We start from the raw sequence: 16,627 nt of genomic DNA, 5'->3' as shown, positions 1-16,627 counted from the left end.
CTGTACCCAATCCATAAAACCTTATGTACGCCCCTGTTTCTGAAAAATGTATAGCATAAATAAAAACGTACAGTATGCTCGTTTTCTAAAAAATCCCAAAAATAAGCTCCGTTTTCTATACTAACAAAAATTCCTAATTCAGCAAACAAGAAAAGTACGCAACCAAGCAAAGAAAACCCCCGGCGCATACCGGGGGTTTTCCATTCTATTATTTCAGGTTCAAGGAAAGTCAGTATAAGCGAAAGGTGTTCTTCCCCTCTGCTTTTGCCCAATATAAAGCCTGATCAGCCTGCTTTAGGAGCGTGTCCAGGCTTGAGCCGGCACGTGCAATACCGATACTCACCGATAGCTTGTATTTTTCCAGGTTCGTATCCGTATGAGACAGGCCGTCCAGGAGGGATTTTGCGCGTTTTTCCATTTCTTCCGTGTCATAGAGGTCCGGGAAGAGAAGGATAAATTCATCTCCTCCCAGACGGGCGGCTATTCCGCTGTGCGGTTTCATGAACTCCTCGAGCCTGTGTGCGACCTCTTTCAGCAGCCGATCGCCCGCGTCATGCCCGTATGTGTCGTTTACTTTTTTAAAGCCGTCCAGGTCCAGGAAAAACAGCGCTCCCCTGCCGCCTTTATAATCATCGAAATACCGGTGCAAAAACTCACGGTTGTACAAACCGGTCAGGGAGTCCCTGTACGCTTTCCGCTCAAGCTCCAAGTAAAAGGCAAACATTTTCGCGATTCGCTGAAACATCTTAATGCTCTTCACATTGAATTCGGATGCAGCCTTATCGACCGCACACAGCGTTCCAAACGTCTCTCCGTTCGCAAGCGTAATGGGTACACCCATGTATGAATGAATGTTTCGTTCCAAAAGCAGCGGCTGCAGGGCCCCAAGCTGGTATTCTTTCGTCATGTCTTCAAAAATGAGCGGGGTATTCCGGTTAAAATCCATTTGATTGCAAGCGGTCTCAGGGAGGTTTACACGCATCCCTTCCTTCACATTGATGCTTATATGAGAATCGAGAACTTTAAGAATAATCTGCTCCGTCTCGGTTAACGTACTGATAAAAATCAGCTTGTCCGGCATGAACTCGTTCGCCATCTCCAGAATATCTGCGGCTAATTCATCAAAACCCTTATACATTTGCAGTTCGTTTAATGGAATGCCCATTCGTACGACCCCCTATTTTCCTCATCCGTTGATATTATACGAATAAGCGAAAAAAATAGAAAGAGGAATTTGATGTTTCTGTCCCTGATCAGCAGTTACATGCCTGAATTCAATAACTCCTTCAGTGCAGACAATAAGATGGCTATTTTTCTGCTGATCTCCGCATGTCTTTGGGCCACCCCAGGCTGGTGGACCATGCCGGACAGGTATGTTTCGATCAAGGACTGGATATCCTCTTGCGGAAGGCGGGGATGAAAGACCGCTTTCTCTATTTGACTGGTCAGAAATGCGCTGAACTGTCCGTGAATATACTGCAGATTCGAGACATCGTCCAGCTGATCTTTCACTTTTTTGAAGCGTTCAGGGTCTTTTCCGTACATGGCCTGAAGCTCATAAAAGAAGGATCCATGCTCCGTCAACGATTCCCGGATATACTCCCCTATATAAAGGAGGAAAGCTTCCAGCTTATCCATCGGCTCTTTCTCATCCTTTACCAGGCCGTCCACCTTTTCTTTTACAGAATGACTAAGACTCTCCTTGTTGAGCAGAGCCGCAAATACATCATCAATACCGGAAAAATATTTATACACCCCGCCCTGGCTCATCCCGGATTCGATGACGATATCCCGCATGGCTACTTCATAGATGGGCTTTGTGCTGCATACACGCTTCGCCGCGGCAAGAATCTCTTGTTTCTTTTTTTGCAGGTGTTCCTCATTTACTTTCGGCATGAACCATCTTCTCCTTGTCATTAAAGGTATGAATCGTCTTCATGATCAGATTCGCTGCCTTTTCAGCTCCTTTTTCAGCTCTCACTCTCTCCCCTATTTCCTTCGCTTTAGCCAGAACTTCGCCTGTCTGGGAGTAAAGAATCGTATCGGCCAATTTTTCTGCGGTTAATTCCTTCCGTGGAATCGCCTTTGCGCTGACACCCAGTTCATTCATCCTTTTCCCCCATGCGAACTGGTCATTTCCAAATGGAATGACAGCCTGAGGAACCCCTGCCCTTAAAGCGGCGGCCGTCGTCCCGGCTCCTCCGTGATGAACAACACCGGACATCTGCGGGAACAGCCACTCATGGGGAGCGCCGTTGAAAAAGAAGAGGTCCTTCGTATTCTCTCCCTTTTCCAGCCCTCCGCCTGTATGAATCAATCCCCGTTTTCCCGCAGTCTTGAGCGCTTTAACGACACGTTCTGTCGCTTCGGCCGCCTGATCCTTGCCCCCGACGCTTCCGAACCCGACATAAACCGGGGGCTCTCCGTTCTTTAAGAACTGCTGCAGTTCCTCAGAAGGCTCATACTCTTCATGGTCTTCAATAAACCAATACCCGAATGAATAGACATGGTTTGGCCAGTCACGCGGAACCGGAAACACACTCGGACTTAAGGAGACAAGCGTTGGACTTTCTTTCGTACGCTGCCTTGGATAAGGACTCCCGAATCCTTCCGGAAGCTTTCCGTACCTCTTTTTCCAATACATCTTTAAAGCCGGGTTCGACATCTTCCAGAACCCCATTTCAAAAATCCGGTGGGTCACTTTATTGATCATTTTACCGAAACGGACGCGGTCATAAAAGATTATCGCCGGGTATTCATTCGTTGGCGTCATCGGAAAAGGCGAAGCCAAAATGCTCGGAATTCCCATTTCCTTTGCGGCAAAGTATCCAATGGAGGCGCCCGGGTGGTACACAATCGCATCCGAACCGTCGCACGCTTTATGCAAATCTTCCTGACTCTCTATCATTAAGTCCATCAATTCTTCGTTTTTCAGGCTCGTAAAAAATGCGAGCGGATTGTCTGCTTCTTTTACCATCCCGCTCTCGATAATTTTCGCCACATCTCCCCGGAGCGGAGCAAAATCAAACCCGTACCCCTCTATAAGAGTGCGATACGATTGTGACGCTGCAATTCGAACTTGAAAACCCTTTTTCTTCAGCTCCAGCCCCAATGCAATAAACGGCTGTGTATCCCCGCGGGTACCTGTGGACAGCATGCTAATCAGCATCTATATAACCTCCTCGAGATTAAAAACGACATCGTTGTTGTTTATCAATATAAAACAGATTGGTTTTGCCTGTCAATAAAAACGATAAATGTGTCGTTTTTTTACCTAAAAAAAAGAACTTCCCATGTCAGGAAGCCTTCATTGACCCTCTCCAAAAATCGCTACATACTGATTTTGCAGCACAAACCGGTCCGATTTCCATGCCAGCGTATTCTGGACATATCCCAGGGCGTCCGCATTGTATCTTCCCGCCGCCTTTTGATACGCCAGCAATTCATACACTCCATTCGAATCAAAATCCACAGGATACAGGCCGCTCAATGGATTGACGAATCCCTCTATAGGCGTTTTCAGCTTGCCGTTCCGGTCATAGATTTCATTCAAATACTCTGGATCCCTTAAAGAAATATCGATCAGGTAAGTCTGATTGTTTGTCTTGCTCACCAGTTTCACCTTGTAATCATCCTGATACGTGACCTCATATTCGAACTGTCCGTTATACCTCTGGGAATCAAAAAGCAGCCGGGGTTTATTTTGGAGAAACGAATAAAGATCATCATACGTAAACGCACCGCTTCCACCCGATTCGATCCTGATCAAAATATCGGCAATGCCATCCCCTGTAAAATCCCCGAGAAACAGGGTCGGGTTGTAGCCGGCATTTTCCTTGAGCTGAACCCTTGTGGCTGCACCCGTTCTTCCATCCTGTACAAGAAGCGTGATGTTTTGAATAAATGGACTGTCTGCTGTTTTAATCCCGGTCAAATACACATTGTCCGGCACCCGGTCCCCTGTGACATCTTTCCTCGCAAACGCGACAACCTGCGGCTGACTGGCTCTAGCATCATAAGTGTACATAGCTTCCCCCCATAATCGCTGATATGTATTCTATGGGCGGTTTGGGGAAAGAGTGATTTTCCAATCTAACAAAAAAAAGCCCCAAAAAGGCATTTTTATTGCTTGAACAAGACTTTCGCATCTACATAAAACTCTTCAAACAAACTCGATTGAATAATCCCTATTTCTTTCACTACATCTGTTTGCACATATTGCTCATTTTTAGAAAGCGTGTAAACCTGGATCGTATGAATGAGCGGATTCACAATCCAGTATTCCTGGACCCCGTACTGCATATACAGATTTAACTTCGTTACCAAGTCATGCGATTGGTTGGAGGGACTAATAATTTCTATAATTAAAGCAGGAATTCCAGTATATCTACTCTCACTTAACCCGGATTTATCACAGATGACCGAAAGATCGGGAATAACCACTTTGTTTTCCGATCTTTCTTCTTTCGATCATTCAATATCAAACGGAGCATGAAAGACTTCACACTCTTTTCCTTCTAAAAGCTGGTACAGCTGCACAAATAAGCGGCCTGAAATTCGCTGGTGAATGGTTGATGGAAAAGGAGTCATGAATACTCCTCCATTTATAAATTCCATCAGCGTATCACTTTGTTCGCGTTTATAATACTCTTCAATGGATACATGGTTTTCTTTAGGCATACTCATCCCTTTTTGATGAATTCTACTCTTCCCAATTATATCAGGATTGTGGATCATTTATAAACTGAGCTTGGCAGTCCTTTTGTGCTAACTGTTAATAAGCTGTGGAAAAATTCGCAAAGAAATTCAATTGCAGAAACGAACTTAATAAAGATAGGATCTAATTATCCACCTCCATCCAAAACAGACAGGTTCATTCAATCAAGTGTCTTTTTATAACAAATTAAACAGGTTAAATTTAAATGACAAAACTAGTGAAGGAGTTACTATGGTTACCTATTCCAAAAATCATCTTAAGCTGCATATTTTCGGTGAGAATGATATTGAAGGATTACTATCTTTATCGCAGTCCATAGGGTGGGATTATGACAGAAGCGATATTCAGACCATTTTATCTTGCGGAAAAATTTTTGGACATAAAAATGAGTTGGGCCAAATTGTATCAAGCGCCGCAATCATTCCTTACGACACTGATTTAGCTTCGATCGGGATGGTCATTGTAAATCCGGGATATAGAGGACAAGGTCTTGGAAAAGACACGACTAAGGCATGTATAGATTCTGTATCTGCTCAAACATCGATTATGCTGATTGCTACACCTGAAGGCAAGCCTATGTATGAAAAAATGGGATTCAAAGTCGTCGATGATGTACATAAATTCATTTGTATGAATTATGTACCTTCTGATGGTTTTCCTGATGAAGGATTAAAAGCAGAGGTTTTACAGGATGATGAGTTTGAAAAAGTTTTCGAATTAGACAAATTTGCATTTGGCGATTTTCGGCGGAAATTCCTTACAAATAGAATAAAACAGTCCCATCAATCTCTTGTATTGAAAAATGAAATGGGAGACGTGCTTGGTTTCGGTCTTTCTGTCTTAGGGCCATGCCATTTACTTTTAGGTCCGATTGTTGCCCCGAATGACAGAGCAGCCGCCTATCTGCTTCATCAATTGGCCCTTAATCACAAGGGAAAGCTAAGGATTGATCTGCCAGCCAGGAATGAGAGGTTTATGAATCACTTAAGAAACAGCGGTTTTGAAAAAGTCAGCCAGCCTCCAGTCATGATCATCCATTCTGATAGCATGCCTACTAGAAACAGCCATTTGTATGGTATTGCTGCACAAGTTTTTGGTTAAAAGATCATTCTCTCAACAGTGTGGATAAATCGATTTCATTAAACTTTTAAATTCCTATTACACGGCCTGTTATTAAACTGTGGAAACATGCTGCTCAGCAAAACTTATCCACAGTCATCTGAAGCTTAGTGGATGGACTGAACATGCCGTTTTTAGCCTGATGGTCCTTCTGCAAAGGATTGGAATTCAAAAAAGGAAAGCGCTTTTCCCGCTTCCCTCATTAGCATTTGAAGTTGGACCCTCTTACCCCGGAATAGCAGGAACCGGAATTCTTATATCGGGTTCGTCATTGATAAACGTAATATTGATGGACCCCATGATTTCTTTTTCCCTATTTGCTTCAACCAGATTTTCCCGACAGCTTTTATGCATTTTACAGAAAAACCATAAAAACGGGAGAAGGAGAGTCGAATGAACAGGCGGCTGCCTTAGCGCTCGTACTGGTAGAAGGAATCGCGCTGCTTGAGTCACTGGACTTCGATCCCATCATATTGAAGGCGATTGAAGGGATCGAGAAGGGGAATGGATTTAACTCGTGAGTTTTCATGAGGAAGGAGTGGTTGCGTACACTCCTTTTTTTCATCAGAAAAGAAGGATATAGAATGTCCATCTTGAAGTTCCAATAAAGATTACTTTTTGTTAGAGGGGGTTTTTGAATGACAACCAGCCGGACCCATCCTAAGGCGGATGAGTTTCTCAGCAAAGCCGACAAGTGGAAGAAAGAATATGAGACCCTGAGAAAATTGGTTCTAGATTGCGGGCTTACAGAAGATTTCAAATGGATGCATCCATGTTACACACTTGACGGGAAAAACGTCGTTTTAATCCATGGTTTCAAAGAATATTGCGCCCTTCTGTTCCATAAGGGGGCTTTACTCAAAGACCCCCATGGCATTCTGATTCAGCAGACGGAGAATACGCAGGCGGCGCGCCAAATCCGTTTCACAAGCGTTCAGGAAATTGCCGATAGAGAAGCGCTTCTGAAAGAATACATTCATGAAGCGATCGAAGTGGAAAAAGCCGGTCTGTCCGTGAAAGGAAAAGAGAAGACCGAATACACGGTTCCAGAGGAATTTCAGAACAAATTAGATGAGCTTCCTTCTTTAAAAACAGCTTTTGACGCATTGACCCCAGGGCGGCAGAAAGCCTATATTGTTTATTTTACAGCACCTAAACAATCGAAAACCCGTGCATCAAGGGTCGAAAAGTACATCCCACAAATCCTGAACGGAAAAGGATTAAGAGACTGCACATGTGGATATTCTCAAAAAATGCCTTCCTGTGATGGATCACATAAGAATATTTCCCATTCGCAATAAAGCGGCTTACAGGAAATGCCCAGCTGAGCTAAACTCTCTAGTCCATCATTCAAAAGAAGGAGTCATTGCTCAGTTGAGCTGAAATCATAAACCGATGATTAATCCCAGACCTTGGGGCGGTCAATGTCCATTGTTCTCATATAGTCCAACAGCTGACCAGTGTGAACAGACTCGTGGTAAGCGATACGCAATAACATATCCCCAAGCGTCCTGATGTAGCCTGCATCCGAACGATCAATTTGGATGTTTTCTAAATCATTTGCAGATATGGACATAACATACTTTAAAAATTCTTCACGGTATGGCTGAGCGAATGCAAGTTCATCTTCAACGGTTGTAAATTCCTTCGCCTCAAAGGGATTGATTAAATCAGATAACGACTGACTTCCCCTCCTGATGAGAATGTGGTGATAAAAAAATTCACTTTCAACTGCGTGCCTAATCATTTCAGCACAAGTAAGAGCCTTTTCATCCGGCCGCCAATCAAGCTTCTCTTGGGGAATCGCTTTCCATACTTTTATACTCCTGCGTCTGACTTCTTTAAAATTTAAAACAAGTAAATCAATAGCATCCATTTCCATTTCCTCCCCTTATTTACTAACAGGTAAAGTATACCAATATCGACCAAGTGTGTCTTCTGCACCGCGAAGTTCGATTGCTCTAAAAAAATATTTAGTGAATACAGATAGGAGGCAAAGTGTTTTGAGAGCAGAAATGGCAATTTTATTTGTATTAGCCGCTGGGATAGCAGGATGCAGCACGGCTCAAGCCGGGAATCCAGTAAAGATCACCAAGGAAATGGACGAAGCCGTTTCAGCAGGAATTTTAGATAAGACCAATTCCTTTACTGATACCAAATCCGCCCGTGAATTTGAAGCTCACAAAATCTATGGAGCCGGGGAAAAAGACGGAGTCATTTCTGTATATACGTATACCCAATATGAAGTTTACAATAAAGGGGAGAAAGTTGGGGCAACAGGCTACTCTACACCTGTATTGGTTAAACTCAAAAAAGAAAATGGCAAGTATCAGGCCATGGAATACAAACAGCCCGGGGATGGATCGGAATACCAACCCTCGATTGAAAAGATGTTTCCAAAGGATTATGCACAGCAGGCATTAAAGGACACGGGCCATATACCTGAACTGGGCGGAATGATTAAAGCACAAGCTAAAGAATGGTCCTCTGAAAATTAATCAGAGAAGAAACATTTGGACTTTTTATTGTTTTAGCAAGCATTGGGATCCAGGGTGGCAATGAATTCATTTTGCAGGCAATAGGAATTGGGCATTCATCATCATAGGGATAGATTGGAGCGATGAACATGATGTACCTATGCTTAGGCTACTTAAATTCAGCAAAAATGGACGCCCGTCCTAAGGCAGAGATTGAGGCGGTTATGAGTCAATGCCAGCCTCATCTTGATGAATTCTACAGGAGCGGCCAGGTCCGGATGGATGCTGGTGTCGAATTAGAAATGATCGGTTTGCAGCGGGAGAACGGGCAGATCGTGGTTACGGACAGTTCAAGTGCAAAAACAGAAGAATCACTGGGCAGTGTATTCCTTCTTGAAGCAAAGGACATGGAGGATGCGATTCGGGTAGCCTCCCTTCATCCAACCGTGCAAATCCCGGAAGGTGAACACTTTGACTGGCGTATTGAAATCCGGCCTGTTCACTATTTGAAGCAATAATTGGAGGAGAAAAATATGGACGTTTTTACAGACTATTTAGCAGGCATTGAAAATTCCGAGCATCGCAGCCGGACAGAAGAGATTCTATCCTGGATCTCAAACCAGTTCCCGAATCTGCAGCCGCAGATCAAATGGAATACCCCCATGTTCACGGATCACGGCACCTTTATCCTTGGTATTGCAACTGCCAAGCAGCACTTGAGCGTTTCCCCCGAGGAAGCAGGAATCGCGCACTTTGCCGGTGATATTTCAAACGCCGGATACAGTTTTACAAAAGGACTGTTCCGCATTCCTTGGAATAAGCCGGTTAACTATGAATTGCTTGAGAAAGTGATTGCGTTTAATATTCAGGAAAAGGCGGACTATACGCATTTTTTCCGGAAATGAGCCCTCTAGGATAAGACGTTCTCTTCGACAAACAACGGGTGGTGTCTGACACCGCCCTTATCCTACAAATCCAGTTCGGTCGGCTTCTGTAATTTCCCGGATTACTTTACATGGGACACCAGCTGCAATGACATTAGCCGGAATACTTTTTGTAATCACACTGCCCGATCCAATGATTGTATTTTCTCCAATCGTTACACCTTGATTAATATGAACGCCTGCACCAATCCACACGTTATCCCCAATACGTACAGGCTTGGCATAACATCCGCCTGCGGCTCTTTCCTTAGGATCTATTGCATGATTCGAGGTATAAATTCCAACTCGAGGTCCAAACAAAACATTGTCCCCTATATGGATATCTGCCCCGTCCAGCATGACGCAATCAAAATTAGCATAAAAATGATCCCCTATCGTAATATTAAACCCGAATTCACATCTGAAATTCGGTTCTAAATGAACGCCTTTCCCCATGCTTTTCACTAGCTTTTTTAAAAGCTCTTCCCTTTCATGCTGCGGTTTGCTAAAGCTATTATTGTACTCATTTGTAAGGAAAACTGCATCCTCTCTTGCCTTAATTAGTTCAGGAGTTAAATCGTTGTACATTTGACCTGTCAGGATAAACTTTTTCTGTTCTTCTAAATTCATTGGAATTCCTCCAGACAATTTGTTCTCTCAAGTGCTCATGATTACAAGATACCATACCTAGCCTCTCAGGAATAAAACCCCGGTGCACACGCCACCGGGGTTTTGCCTATTTTTTGATCAGGTCCTTTTTGTTGATCGGGATTTTCAGCTCCATCTCTTTATAGAGGACTGGGTTTACATTCGGGCTTGATAAGTAAAGATCGTTTCTAAGTCCCGTATTAAATTCTGCTACTTTTTCATTTTCATTGCTGGTGATGTTTTTGAATAAGTTTTGATCTAATAGATCCTTCCTTGACTCGCTTTCATAATTTCCAATGGTGAGATGAAAGAACCTGATTCTCAGTTCTGGAAGATCGCCTTTTACTTCATAATAAATTTTTAACCGTTTTTTATCCTTTGATTCCTCAATTTTGTTTACTACAATCGATTTATCGTTCTGCGGGAAGACCATTGGGAGCGGATCTGTGATTCTTTTTACAGTAATCTTTCCTTGATCAGGGTTGTTTTCGGCATCATTATACGTGAACGGCTGCACTGCAATATAAGATGGAATGCCATCTGCCGGGGCAAACCTTCCGATGCATCGAAAAATAGATTTGCCGTTCTTTTCTTCACCAGACAACTCTATATCCCCGAAACCAGCAAGCAGATTTCCTTTATCATCTAATATTCTGTATTGAGATCCTTTGAAAGCATCTTTGCCCTTTGATTCTTTTACAGCTGTTACCTCTGTTACAGAAGGGGCAAGAATGACCTTATCCACACTTAGTTTGGTCGCATCCTTTGTCACACTTTTTTTCGGTTTAATGGTATAGATTTCCCCTTTTTTATCAACCGGAATTGAGAATGCCCAATTCCCCTTTGTCCCTCTTGCCTTATCAAACGCGGCCGTTTTACGAGCTTCCATGAGGTTCTGATTTCCGTAAAATTGCAGCTTCACTTCAAATTTTTCCGGCAGCTTCTCCTTGATAAAGAAGCTTGTTACGCCACTGAAAGAGTGAGCTTCTTTTTCATAGGCGTTGAGTTGTGACTCAACTGAATCGGTTGTATCGGAAACATCGATCCCCTTCCCATTCACCGTAATCTTCGGATTATGAACAGGGCCGACAAATTTTGTCTTTGATTGAACTTCATAGCCGATGGCCATCCGGTATCCGTCGTACATGATTTCTTTGATGGTTACCTTGATGCCGCTGCTCTCGGATGTTTGGTTCACCTTCTGCGGATCATTTTTTTGGCTCCAGGCGACAAGCCCCGGATCGTTGGACTGGCTCAACAAGGTATTCGGCTTTGGTTTTCCCGCTTCAATCTGATCTTTTATAGGCGACTGCATCAATAAAACAAACAGGATGGCGGCTGCAGCCATCGTGGTCAGAATAACAGATGGAAACTTCTTCTTGCGCTTTCGGCCGCGGTTTTGTGTTTCCCTTACTTCCTTCATTACCGCAAGCTGATCCACCTTATCGAACTTCATCGAACCGAATTCCGTTTGATCCATTTGTTCTTTGAATTTATTCATTAAATAATTCCTCCTCTTTAATGAGGGGTGCAAGTTTTTTCCGGGCACGGTCGAGCCGTGTTCTTACCGTGCTCTCAGGTACTTGGAGCACTTCCGCTATTTCTGCAGCACTCAGCTCCTGATAATAATAGAACATAATGACTTCCCTGTATTTAACCGGGAGCTTGAAAATACAGTCCTTCAGCCATTCTGAAAATTCTCCATCCATAAGAGCTCTTTCCGTCTGGTTCTCATGATGGGGAGCTTCCTTCATGTAATGGACCGGGAAAACCCTTCTCACATAAGCACTTCTTAAATGGTCTTTGCATTTATTGGCGGTGATCCGGTAAAGCCACGTTTTAATAGACGAGTCCCCTTTAAAGGACGGGAGATTCAAATAAAAAGAGACAAAGGAGCTCTGGACCAAATCCTTGGCTGTCTCCTGATTTTTCACATACGAGTAGGCCAACTTTAAAAGGTCGGTCCCATGTTCCTCCATCACTTGTCTGAAATAGTCTTCACGCTCATCCGGATGATCAGCTTTTGTATCAATGGGAATTTTTTTGCCGGCATTCATTGGTTTCCCCCTTTCATTCATTAGACGGAGAGAAGCAGCGGGGTTTCTCATTTTTTGTAAACTTTTTGGCCAGCACAGCAAAATAAGCAGAGGGTTCTGCCTGCCTCTGCTTATTTCGCTGTGCTCCAGGCGTTTTTTACGACGAATAAAAGGCCTTCCTGTTTCCCTCTATATTCTCAATAAGGACTTCACCTATTTTTTCCAAACCCTCTTCCCTTTCATATTTTACCAGATTATAATTGTTCATTATGATGTCATTCTGTTTGTTTTGGAGGAGCCTATATGCCTAAAGTGGAAATGGATCACGTTCAGTTAAACTATGAAGTCCGCGGTGAGGGGCCGCCTGTTATATTCCTTCACGGACTGGGCGCCAGCTGGAGAATGTGGGAGCCGCAAATCGACGCCTTTTCCTCCAAGTATCAAATGATTATGGTCGATTTAAGAGGCCACGGGGAATCAACAAAGACGTTCCCTGACAATACGTTCTCTGCACGGGTGATGGCAGAGGATCTTAAAATGCTATTGGATGAACTTCATCTTTCGAAAATCCATTTGGTGGGGTTATCGTATGGTTCGGTCACAGCCCAGCTGTTTGCACTGAAATATCCCCATTATATAAATAAATTGGTCCTGTCGAACGGATACAGCGAGTTTCCCTCCAAAGTGTCCGGATGGGTATTGAAGCTTTCCAACGCGATCTTTAAAAGGCTGTCCTATGATACCATCATCAACCAGATGATGAAGGTTTACGGAAAAGACGAATATACGAAAAGCGTGCTGAGGAACTCGTTCACTTTTGACAAGGACATGTTTATCCTGGCGAAAAATTCAGAGTTCCCCTACCATACGGACCAGCTGCACCGCATCACCTCTCCGACACTTGTGATGGGCGGTGAAAAGAAAGTGATGGGCGTCGATGAAAAGAAAGGCTCCCAGAACCTGTTCGCCCATATTCCGGATGCCGTGCTTGTGTTATTTAAGGACGCGTTCGATCCGCTGAGCACGATGAGGAAGGATCTGTTTAATGAGATGGTGCTCGATTTCCTGGAGGGCAGAGAATTTAAGAGCCATGACGGGGTGACGGTGTACCGGAAAGAACCGGTGAAGATCTAGCATCGTGTAAAGTTGCCACTGCAGGCTCCTGAAAGAGGAAAAGCAGGAGAGGATGGCGGCTCCTAGTTGAAGGCTATTCAGAAGACAGTCACGTTCAATCAAAACAAAGGGGAGTGAAAATCAATGTTTGATTTTCACTCCCCTTTTTAACAGGAATCTTGTTATAGTCTTGGATCTACCGGATCGGTTTCCATCGCAGGCTGGATGAGTTTCTCCATTGTTTTTCAAATAAAAACTTGCCACTAAATAAAGACTGCCTCACTGGAAGAACATATCACCTGACTTTTGATTATAATCACTTTTTTTGGCAGTTAATTTCCAAGATCTTCTGATAAACTAAACTTATCATAATTTACCTATTCGTTGAACAGGAGGATACCGCTATTATCAATCTGATTGGATTTTTGCTGTTTTGCCTTCTCTTTGTTACTACTGTTCTATTAATCATTCTGTTTTTATTTAATCTCACTCTTTCCATCACCAAGAAGAAGCCCTTCCCAAAAAAATGGCTTGGTGCCGCTTTGACAGGTTTCGTTTTAGTAGTTGGGATTATTCTGTATCAGACCATTTCTTCACCTTTAACAAGATTGACCGGCAGGCTATGCAAAAAGGTCCCGGACCTATATCATCCCCTTCAGAGACATACACAGCGAATGCTTTTTATGAGCTCTATGGAGGTGCCGCCGGGGGAGTGAATGTGTGGGTTGAAATCACAGAGAATAATGAGGCAGGCAATATCAAAACCATCTACTATAGTGATGCAAAAGATGATTTTTCAATGAAATGGATGGATGAAGATACCCTCTATATCCTGAATGACAATCCGGAGTATCCCGATTCGGACCGGAGTATCAAGTTGGATGTGACTAAAGAAATTTACGATGAAAACGGGCGGGCTTGTCAGAGCCTGCTGATGAAGGATGAGTATGAGAAGTGTTATCAGGATTGATCCTTGAGGAATTGAGCGGACCGCGATCAGCCTTGATATGGACATGAAAGCGGTTTGCCGCTCTGGTGAAAATGTGAACATCGAAGTGCAGCAGCTCAATAAATGCAATATGGTTGAATCGGTCGGCCCCCTGCAAATACTGCAGGCATTTATAAGCCTTCATGGCAAAGAAACTTGAATGGCATTCTTCAGCATGTCTTCCCCTCCTTATATAATGGTCACATTCGAAAGGTTGGCTTCAATCCCTTTTAGCGCAGCGAAGGTCAGTTTATCCATCATGGCGCCGTCAAAATTGACCGTTTTAATGGCGCGGTAATATTTCTTAGAAAGGACACCGCCCTTAAAAGAGACATTCTTAAGAGTAGCCCCCTTGAACGAAACATTTTCGAGCCCTGCCTTGTCAAACTTGACGCCGATAAACGTCTGGCCGTCAAAACGCAGTCCTGTCAGGTCGGAGTAAGTAAAGTCCACCCCATCAAAAACACAGTTTTCAAACGTGGTTTTTTTGACGTCACATGCATTCAGCATGACATCTGTCAGCGTTGCATCTTTGAATGTTGCTCCGGCAAGCCCTGACTTACTGAAGTTCGTGCGGACCAGGATTGTTTTTTGGAAGGCTGCACTCGTCAAATCAAGAGTCGAAAAGTTGCAGTCTGTTAAATTGGCGCTGTTAAAATTTGCTTCGCGAACATCGCTTGATTTAAATGTGCTGCCGGTCAAATCCGCTCCGGTAAAGTCAGACCCCCGCAGCGCAGTGGAGGTAAATTTCCCATTATGCGCGGTAACACCTGCAAAGTCACTGTTTGCCAGATTGCTCGCACTCAGGTTTGTAATCACCTGACGCTCAAGTGAACGCGAGAGATTCGCGACCTCCAGTACCGTTTGTTCGATGTCACCGATGCTGTCAATGGTTATGGCCAGGGCCGTTTCATCGTCCTTTCCTTCTTTCTTGAGTTCGCTAAAGCGCTCCTGAAGGTCAGACAGCAAATCCGCCTTCAGCTCATCCACACTCTTCACTCCATTGTATGGAGCGAATACACCCTGCACATATTGGTTCAGCTTCTCATTCATACGGTCACTTCTCCCTTATAATAATTTTTCGAGAACCTTCTTGGCATACTCCCAATTGTCGATGTTGCTTGCGTAAGTTGACTTCCCCTTTTCGGTTATCCTGAAATATTTGCGCCGTCCTCCCTGTGATTCATCGCCCCAGTACCATTCAATGTCACCGTCTGCTTCAAGCCGCCGGACGCTTGAGTACATGGTCGCTTCCTTTAATTCATACTCCCCGCCAGAGCGTTCAGCAATCAGCTTTACAATCTCATACCCATAACGATCCGCTTCAGATAAGACCCGTAAAATCATCGTATCCGTATGGCCCCGCAGCAGGTCGGATGTGATTTTGCTCTTGCTCATCTCATCACCTCCTCCTTACCAGTATTATGCAATAAAGTACTATGAGTGTCAAGGTAATGTTTTAATTATATTAATTTGATGGAAACACCTATTTTATGCATTTATTTTTGTGAAAATAAAAAAAGCCCCCAGTCCGCTGCCGGAAGAGCTTTTAGGAATAGGAGACGGGCCGCTGGCTAGTTGGTTCAGCCGATTTTGCAGGTAGTCAAAGTCACGTCCTTACCTTTAGTTAAATCAATTGATCTCGAAAAAAATACGGTAAGAGAAAAGGCACAGGCACTTCTTAAGTTTACTGTGCACACAGGGTTATTAGTCTACAACCTCCCATCATTCCAAAAATTACTCACAACATGCTGCTTCGGATTATAGGGCACCAGTACGTATCCTCTCGATTTCAGATAATCAATAATCTGGGGCAGCGCCCGAACGGTTTGCGGCCGCTCATGCATCAGGATGATGATGGGCTTATTTTGTCTTTCCACGGATGGCACGGCATTTTTAACGTTCCTGATAATGGTGCCGTATTGACTGGTTTTATATCTCCAATCGTTGCTGTCAATCGTCCAGTCCCACATTTTAAAATGATACCGCACGAGCCAGTCTCTATAGGCCTTCGTCATATACGGCTTGCTGCCATAAGGCACTCTGACCAAATAATGGTTAACCTTAACCACCGACTGCAGTGTTTTTCGTGTCGCTTCCATTTCCAATGCCACATTTTTAGGACTGCCCCGGTACAGCTTCTTCACACTGTGGGAAACACTATGCAAGCCGATATAATGCCCTTCCCTGTTCACTCTGTTCATACTCGTCCTGTAAGCTCTAATATTCGGCTCCACCGCGAAAAATGACGCTTTCACCTGTTTCTTTTTTAAGATATCCAGAATTTGCGAGGTATATCTGCTCGGTCCGTCATCAAATGTGATATAGGCGACCTTGAGCTTTGCGGCAGGCTTAAGGGTGATTTCTCCCTTCACCGAACCTTTAGATAGCTGTATGTTTCGGGTTTGTTCAGCTGCGGTGACATGACTGTGTGACGCCGAGATCCACAACGCGAAAATCAGAAAGAAAACGAAGAACCGGACGAATTTCATCTTATTCCTCCCAATGTAGAGAAATTTCCCTGCCGAATGATTATATTGGTGAGGAAAGCAAATTAGTCCGGTGGATTGGTTGTTTTTACCTAAAAAGAATCTCTATGTCCTTTC

Annotated in this window: 21 protein-coding genes; 8 read left to right on the top strand and 13 right to left on the bottom strand. The window is 43.8% G+C overall.

Annotated features, from left to right (window positions below; translation table 11 throughout):
* Nucleotides 1-229 precede the first annotated feature (229 nt).
* The 6 genes from CEF21_RS05190 to CEF21_RS21775 all read right to left on the bottom strand — a co-directional run bounded on the left by CEF21_RS05190 (nt 230) and on the right by CEF21_RS21775 (nt 4,680).
* Nucleotides 230-1,165, bottom strand: a complete 936-nt coding sequence (locus CEF21_RS05190; RefSeq protein WP_123913879.1) for a sensor domain-containing diguanylate cyclase — start codon at nt 1,163-1,165, stop codon at nt 230-232.
* 95 nt (nt 1,166-1,260) lie between these two features.
* On the bottom strand, nt 1,261-1,896 hold the full coding sequence (locus tag CEF21_RS05185; protein WP_164462086.1) for a TetR/AcrR family transcriptional regulator: 636 nt from the start codon (nt 1,894-1,896) through the stop codon (nt 1,261-1,263).
* The gene (locus tag CEF21_RS05180; protein WP_123913875.1) at nt 1,880-3,169 is read right to left on the bottom strand and encodes a glycosyltransferase; all 1,290 of its coding nucleotides are present in this window, start codon (nt 3,167-3,169) and stop codon (nt 1,880-1,882) included. Before CEF21_RS05180 ends, CEF21_RS05185 begins: the two co-directional genes overlap by 17 nt.
* A gap of 138 nt (nt 3,170-3,307) precedes the next feature.
* Entirely contained in the window at nt 3,308-4,027 is a 720-nt protein-coding gene (locus CEF21_RS05175) for a VCBS repeat-containing protein (RefSeq protein ID WP_123913873.1), read from the bottom strand.
* Between the two features lie 95 nt (nt 4,028-4,122).
* On the bottom strand, nt 4,123-4,443 hold the full coding sequence (locus CEF21_RS21780) for a Uma2 family endonuclease (protein WP_346773369.1): 321 nt from the start codon (nt 4,441-4,443) through the stop codon (nt 4,123-4,125).
* Nucleotides 4,444-4,470: 27 nt separating this feature from the next.
* The gene (locus tag CEF21_RS21775; protein ID WP_346773368.1) at nt 4,471-4,680 is read right to left on the bottom strand and encodes a Uma2 family endonuclease; all 210 of its coding nucleotides are present in this window, start codon (nt 4,678-4,680) and stop codon (nt 4,471-4,473) included.
* Nucleotides 4,681-4,885: 205 nt separating this feature from the next.
* Here CEF21_RS21775 and CEF21_RS05165 point away from each other — a divergent pair, with 205 nt between their 5' ends.
* From CEF21_RS05165 to CEF21_RS05155, 3 genes are all read left to right on the top strand, one after another.
* The gene (locus CEF21_RS05165) at nt 4,886-5,818 is read left to right on the top strand and encodes a GNAT family N-acetyltransferase (RefSeq protein ID WP_241156767.1); all 933 of its coding nucleotides are present in this window, start codon (nt 4,886-4,888) and stop codon (nt 5,816-5,818) included.
* Between the two features lie 335 nt (nt 5,819-6,153).
* Entirely contained in the window at nt 6,154-6,357 is a 204-nt protein-coding gene (locus tag CEF21_RS05160) for a hypothetical protein (RefSeq protein ID WP_123913871.1), read from the top strand.
* A 117-nt stretch (nt 6,358-6,474) separates the two neighbouring features.
* The gene (locus CEF21_RS05155) at nt 6,475-7,137 is read left to right on the top strand and encodes a DUF1801 domain-containing protein (protein WP_123913869.1); all 663 of its coding nucleotides are present in this window, start codon (nt 6,475-6,477) and stop codon (nt 7,135-7,137) included.
* A gap of 98 nt (nt 7,138-7,235) precedes the next feature.
* Here the strand turns inward: CEF21_RS05155 and CEF21_RS05150 are convergent, their stop codons facing one another.
* The gene (locus CEF21_RS05150) at nt 7,236-7,712 is read right to left on the bottom strand and encodes a DinB family protein (RefSeq protein WP_123913867.1); all 477 of its coding nucleotides are present in this window, start codon (nt 7,710-7,712) and stop codon (nt 7,236-7,238) included.
* A 127-nt stretch (nt 7,713-7,839) separates the two neighbouring features.
* Here CEF21_RS05150 and CEF21_RS05145 point away from each other — a divergent pair, with 127 nt between their 5' ends.
* From CEF21_RS05145 to CEF21_RS05135, 3 genes are all read left to right on the top strand, one after another.
* Nucleotides 7,840-8,334 carry a hypothetical protein gene (locus CEF21_RS05145; RefSeq protein ID WP_123913865.1) on the top strand — a complete coding sequence of 165 codons (495 nt, stop codon included), beginning with the start codon at nt 7,840-7,842 and terminating at the stop codon, nt 8,332-8,334.
* 128 nt (nt 8,335-8,462) lie between these two features.
* Entirely contained in the window at nt 8,463-8,831 is a 369-nt protein-coding gene (locus tag CEF21_RS05140; RefSeq protein ID WP_123913863.1) for a YciI family protein, read from the top strand.
* Between the two features lie 15 nt (nt 8,832-8,846).
* Nucleotides 8,847-9,218, top strand: a complete 372-nt coding sequence (locus tag CEF21_RS05135; RefSeq protein WP_123913861.1) for an iron chaperone — start codon at nt 8,847-8,849, stop codon at nt 9,216-9,218.
* Nucleotides 9,219-9,275: 57 nt separating this feature from the next.
* On the opposite strand, the gene CEF21_RS05130 is transcribed toward CEF21_RS05135, so the two are convergent.
* The 3 genes from CEF21_RS05130 to CEF21_RS05120 all read right to left on the bottom strand — a co-directional run bounded on the left by CEF21_RS05130 (nt 9,276) and on the right by CEF21_RS05120 (nt 11,941).
* Nucleotides 9,276-9,866, bottom strand: a complete 591-nt coding sequence (locus CEF21_RS05130; protein WP_123913859.1) for a sugar O-acetyltransferase — start codon at nt 9,864-9,866, stop codon at nt 9,276-9,278.
* 106 nt (nt 9,867-9,972) lie between these two features.
* A complete protein-coding gene (locus CEF21_RS05125; protein WP_123913857.1) occupies nt 9,973-11,385 on the bottom strand; it encodes a DUF4179 domain-containing protein in 1,413 nt (470 codons plus the stop codon).
* Nucleotides 11,378-11,941, bottom strand: coding sequence for a sigma-70 family RNA polymerase sigma factor (locus CEF21_RS05120; protein WP_123913855.1), 564 nt, complete (start codon nt 11,939-11,941; stop codon nt 11,378-11,380). Before CEF21_RS05120 ends, CEF21_RS05125 begins: the two co-directional genes overlap by 8 nt.
* 282 nt (nt 11,942-12,223) lie before the next feature.
* Between CEF21_RS05120 and CEF21_RS05115 the strand changes: the two genes are divergently transcribed.
* On the top strand, nt 12,224-13,054 hold the full coding sequence (locus CEF21_RS05115; RefSeq protein ID WP_123913853.1) for an alpha/beta fold hydrolase: 831 nt from the start codon (nt 12,224-12,226) through the stop codon (nt 13,052-13,054).
* A gap of 505 nt (nt 13,055-13,559) precedes the next feature.
* Entirely contained in the window at nt 13,560-14,003 is a 444-nt protein-coding gene (locus CEF21_RS21510) for a DUF5412 family protein (RefSeq protein WP_346773367.1), read from the top strand.
* A gap of 207 nt (nt 14,004-14,210) precedes the next feature.
* Here the strand turns inward: CEF21_RS21510 and CEF21_RS05105 are convergent, their stop codons facing one another.
* From CEF21_RS05105 to CEF21_RS05095, 3 genes are all read right to left on the bottom strand, one after another.
* Nucleotides 14,211-15,074, bottom strand: coding sequence for a pentapeptide repeat-containing protein (locus CEF21_RS05105; RefSeq protein ID WP_123913851.1), 864 nt, complete (start codon nt 15,072-15,074; stop codon nt 14,211-14,213).
* Nucleotides 15,075-15,089: 15 nt separating this feature from the next.
* Complete coding sequence (locus CEF21_RS05100) at nt 15,090-15,419, bottom strand: PadR family transcriptional regulator (protein ID WP_123913849.1); 330 nt, start codon at nt 15,417-15,419, stop codon at nt 15,090-15,092.
* A 314-nt stretch (nt 15,420-15,733) separates the two neighbouring features.
* Entirely contained in the window at nt 15,734-16,513 is a 780-nt protein-coding gene (locus tag CEF21_RS05095; protein ID WP_123913847.1) for a polysaccharide deacetylase family protein, read from the bottom strand.
* Nucleotides 16,514-16,627: the final 114 nt, after the last annotated feature.

The organism is Bacillus sp. FJAT-42376, from assembly GCF_003816055.1.
In the GTDB taxonomy this organism is placed as follows: Bacteria; Bacillota; Bacilli; order Bacillales; family Bacillaceae; genus Metabacillus_B.
The sequence above is the reverse complement of the archived record's forward strand: the minus strand, read 5'-3'. Positions and strand labels throughout refer to the sequence as shown.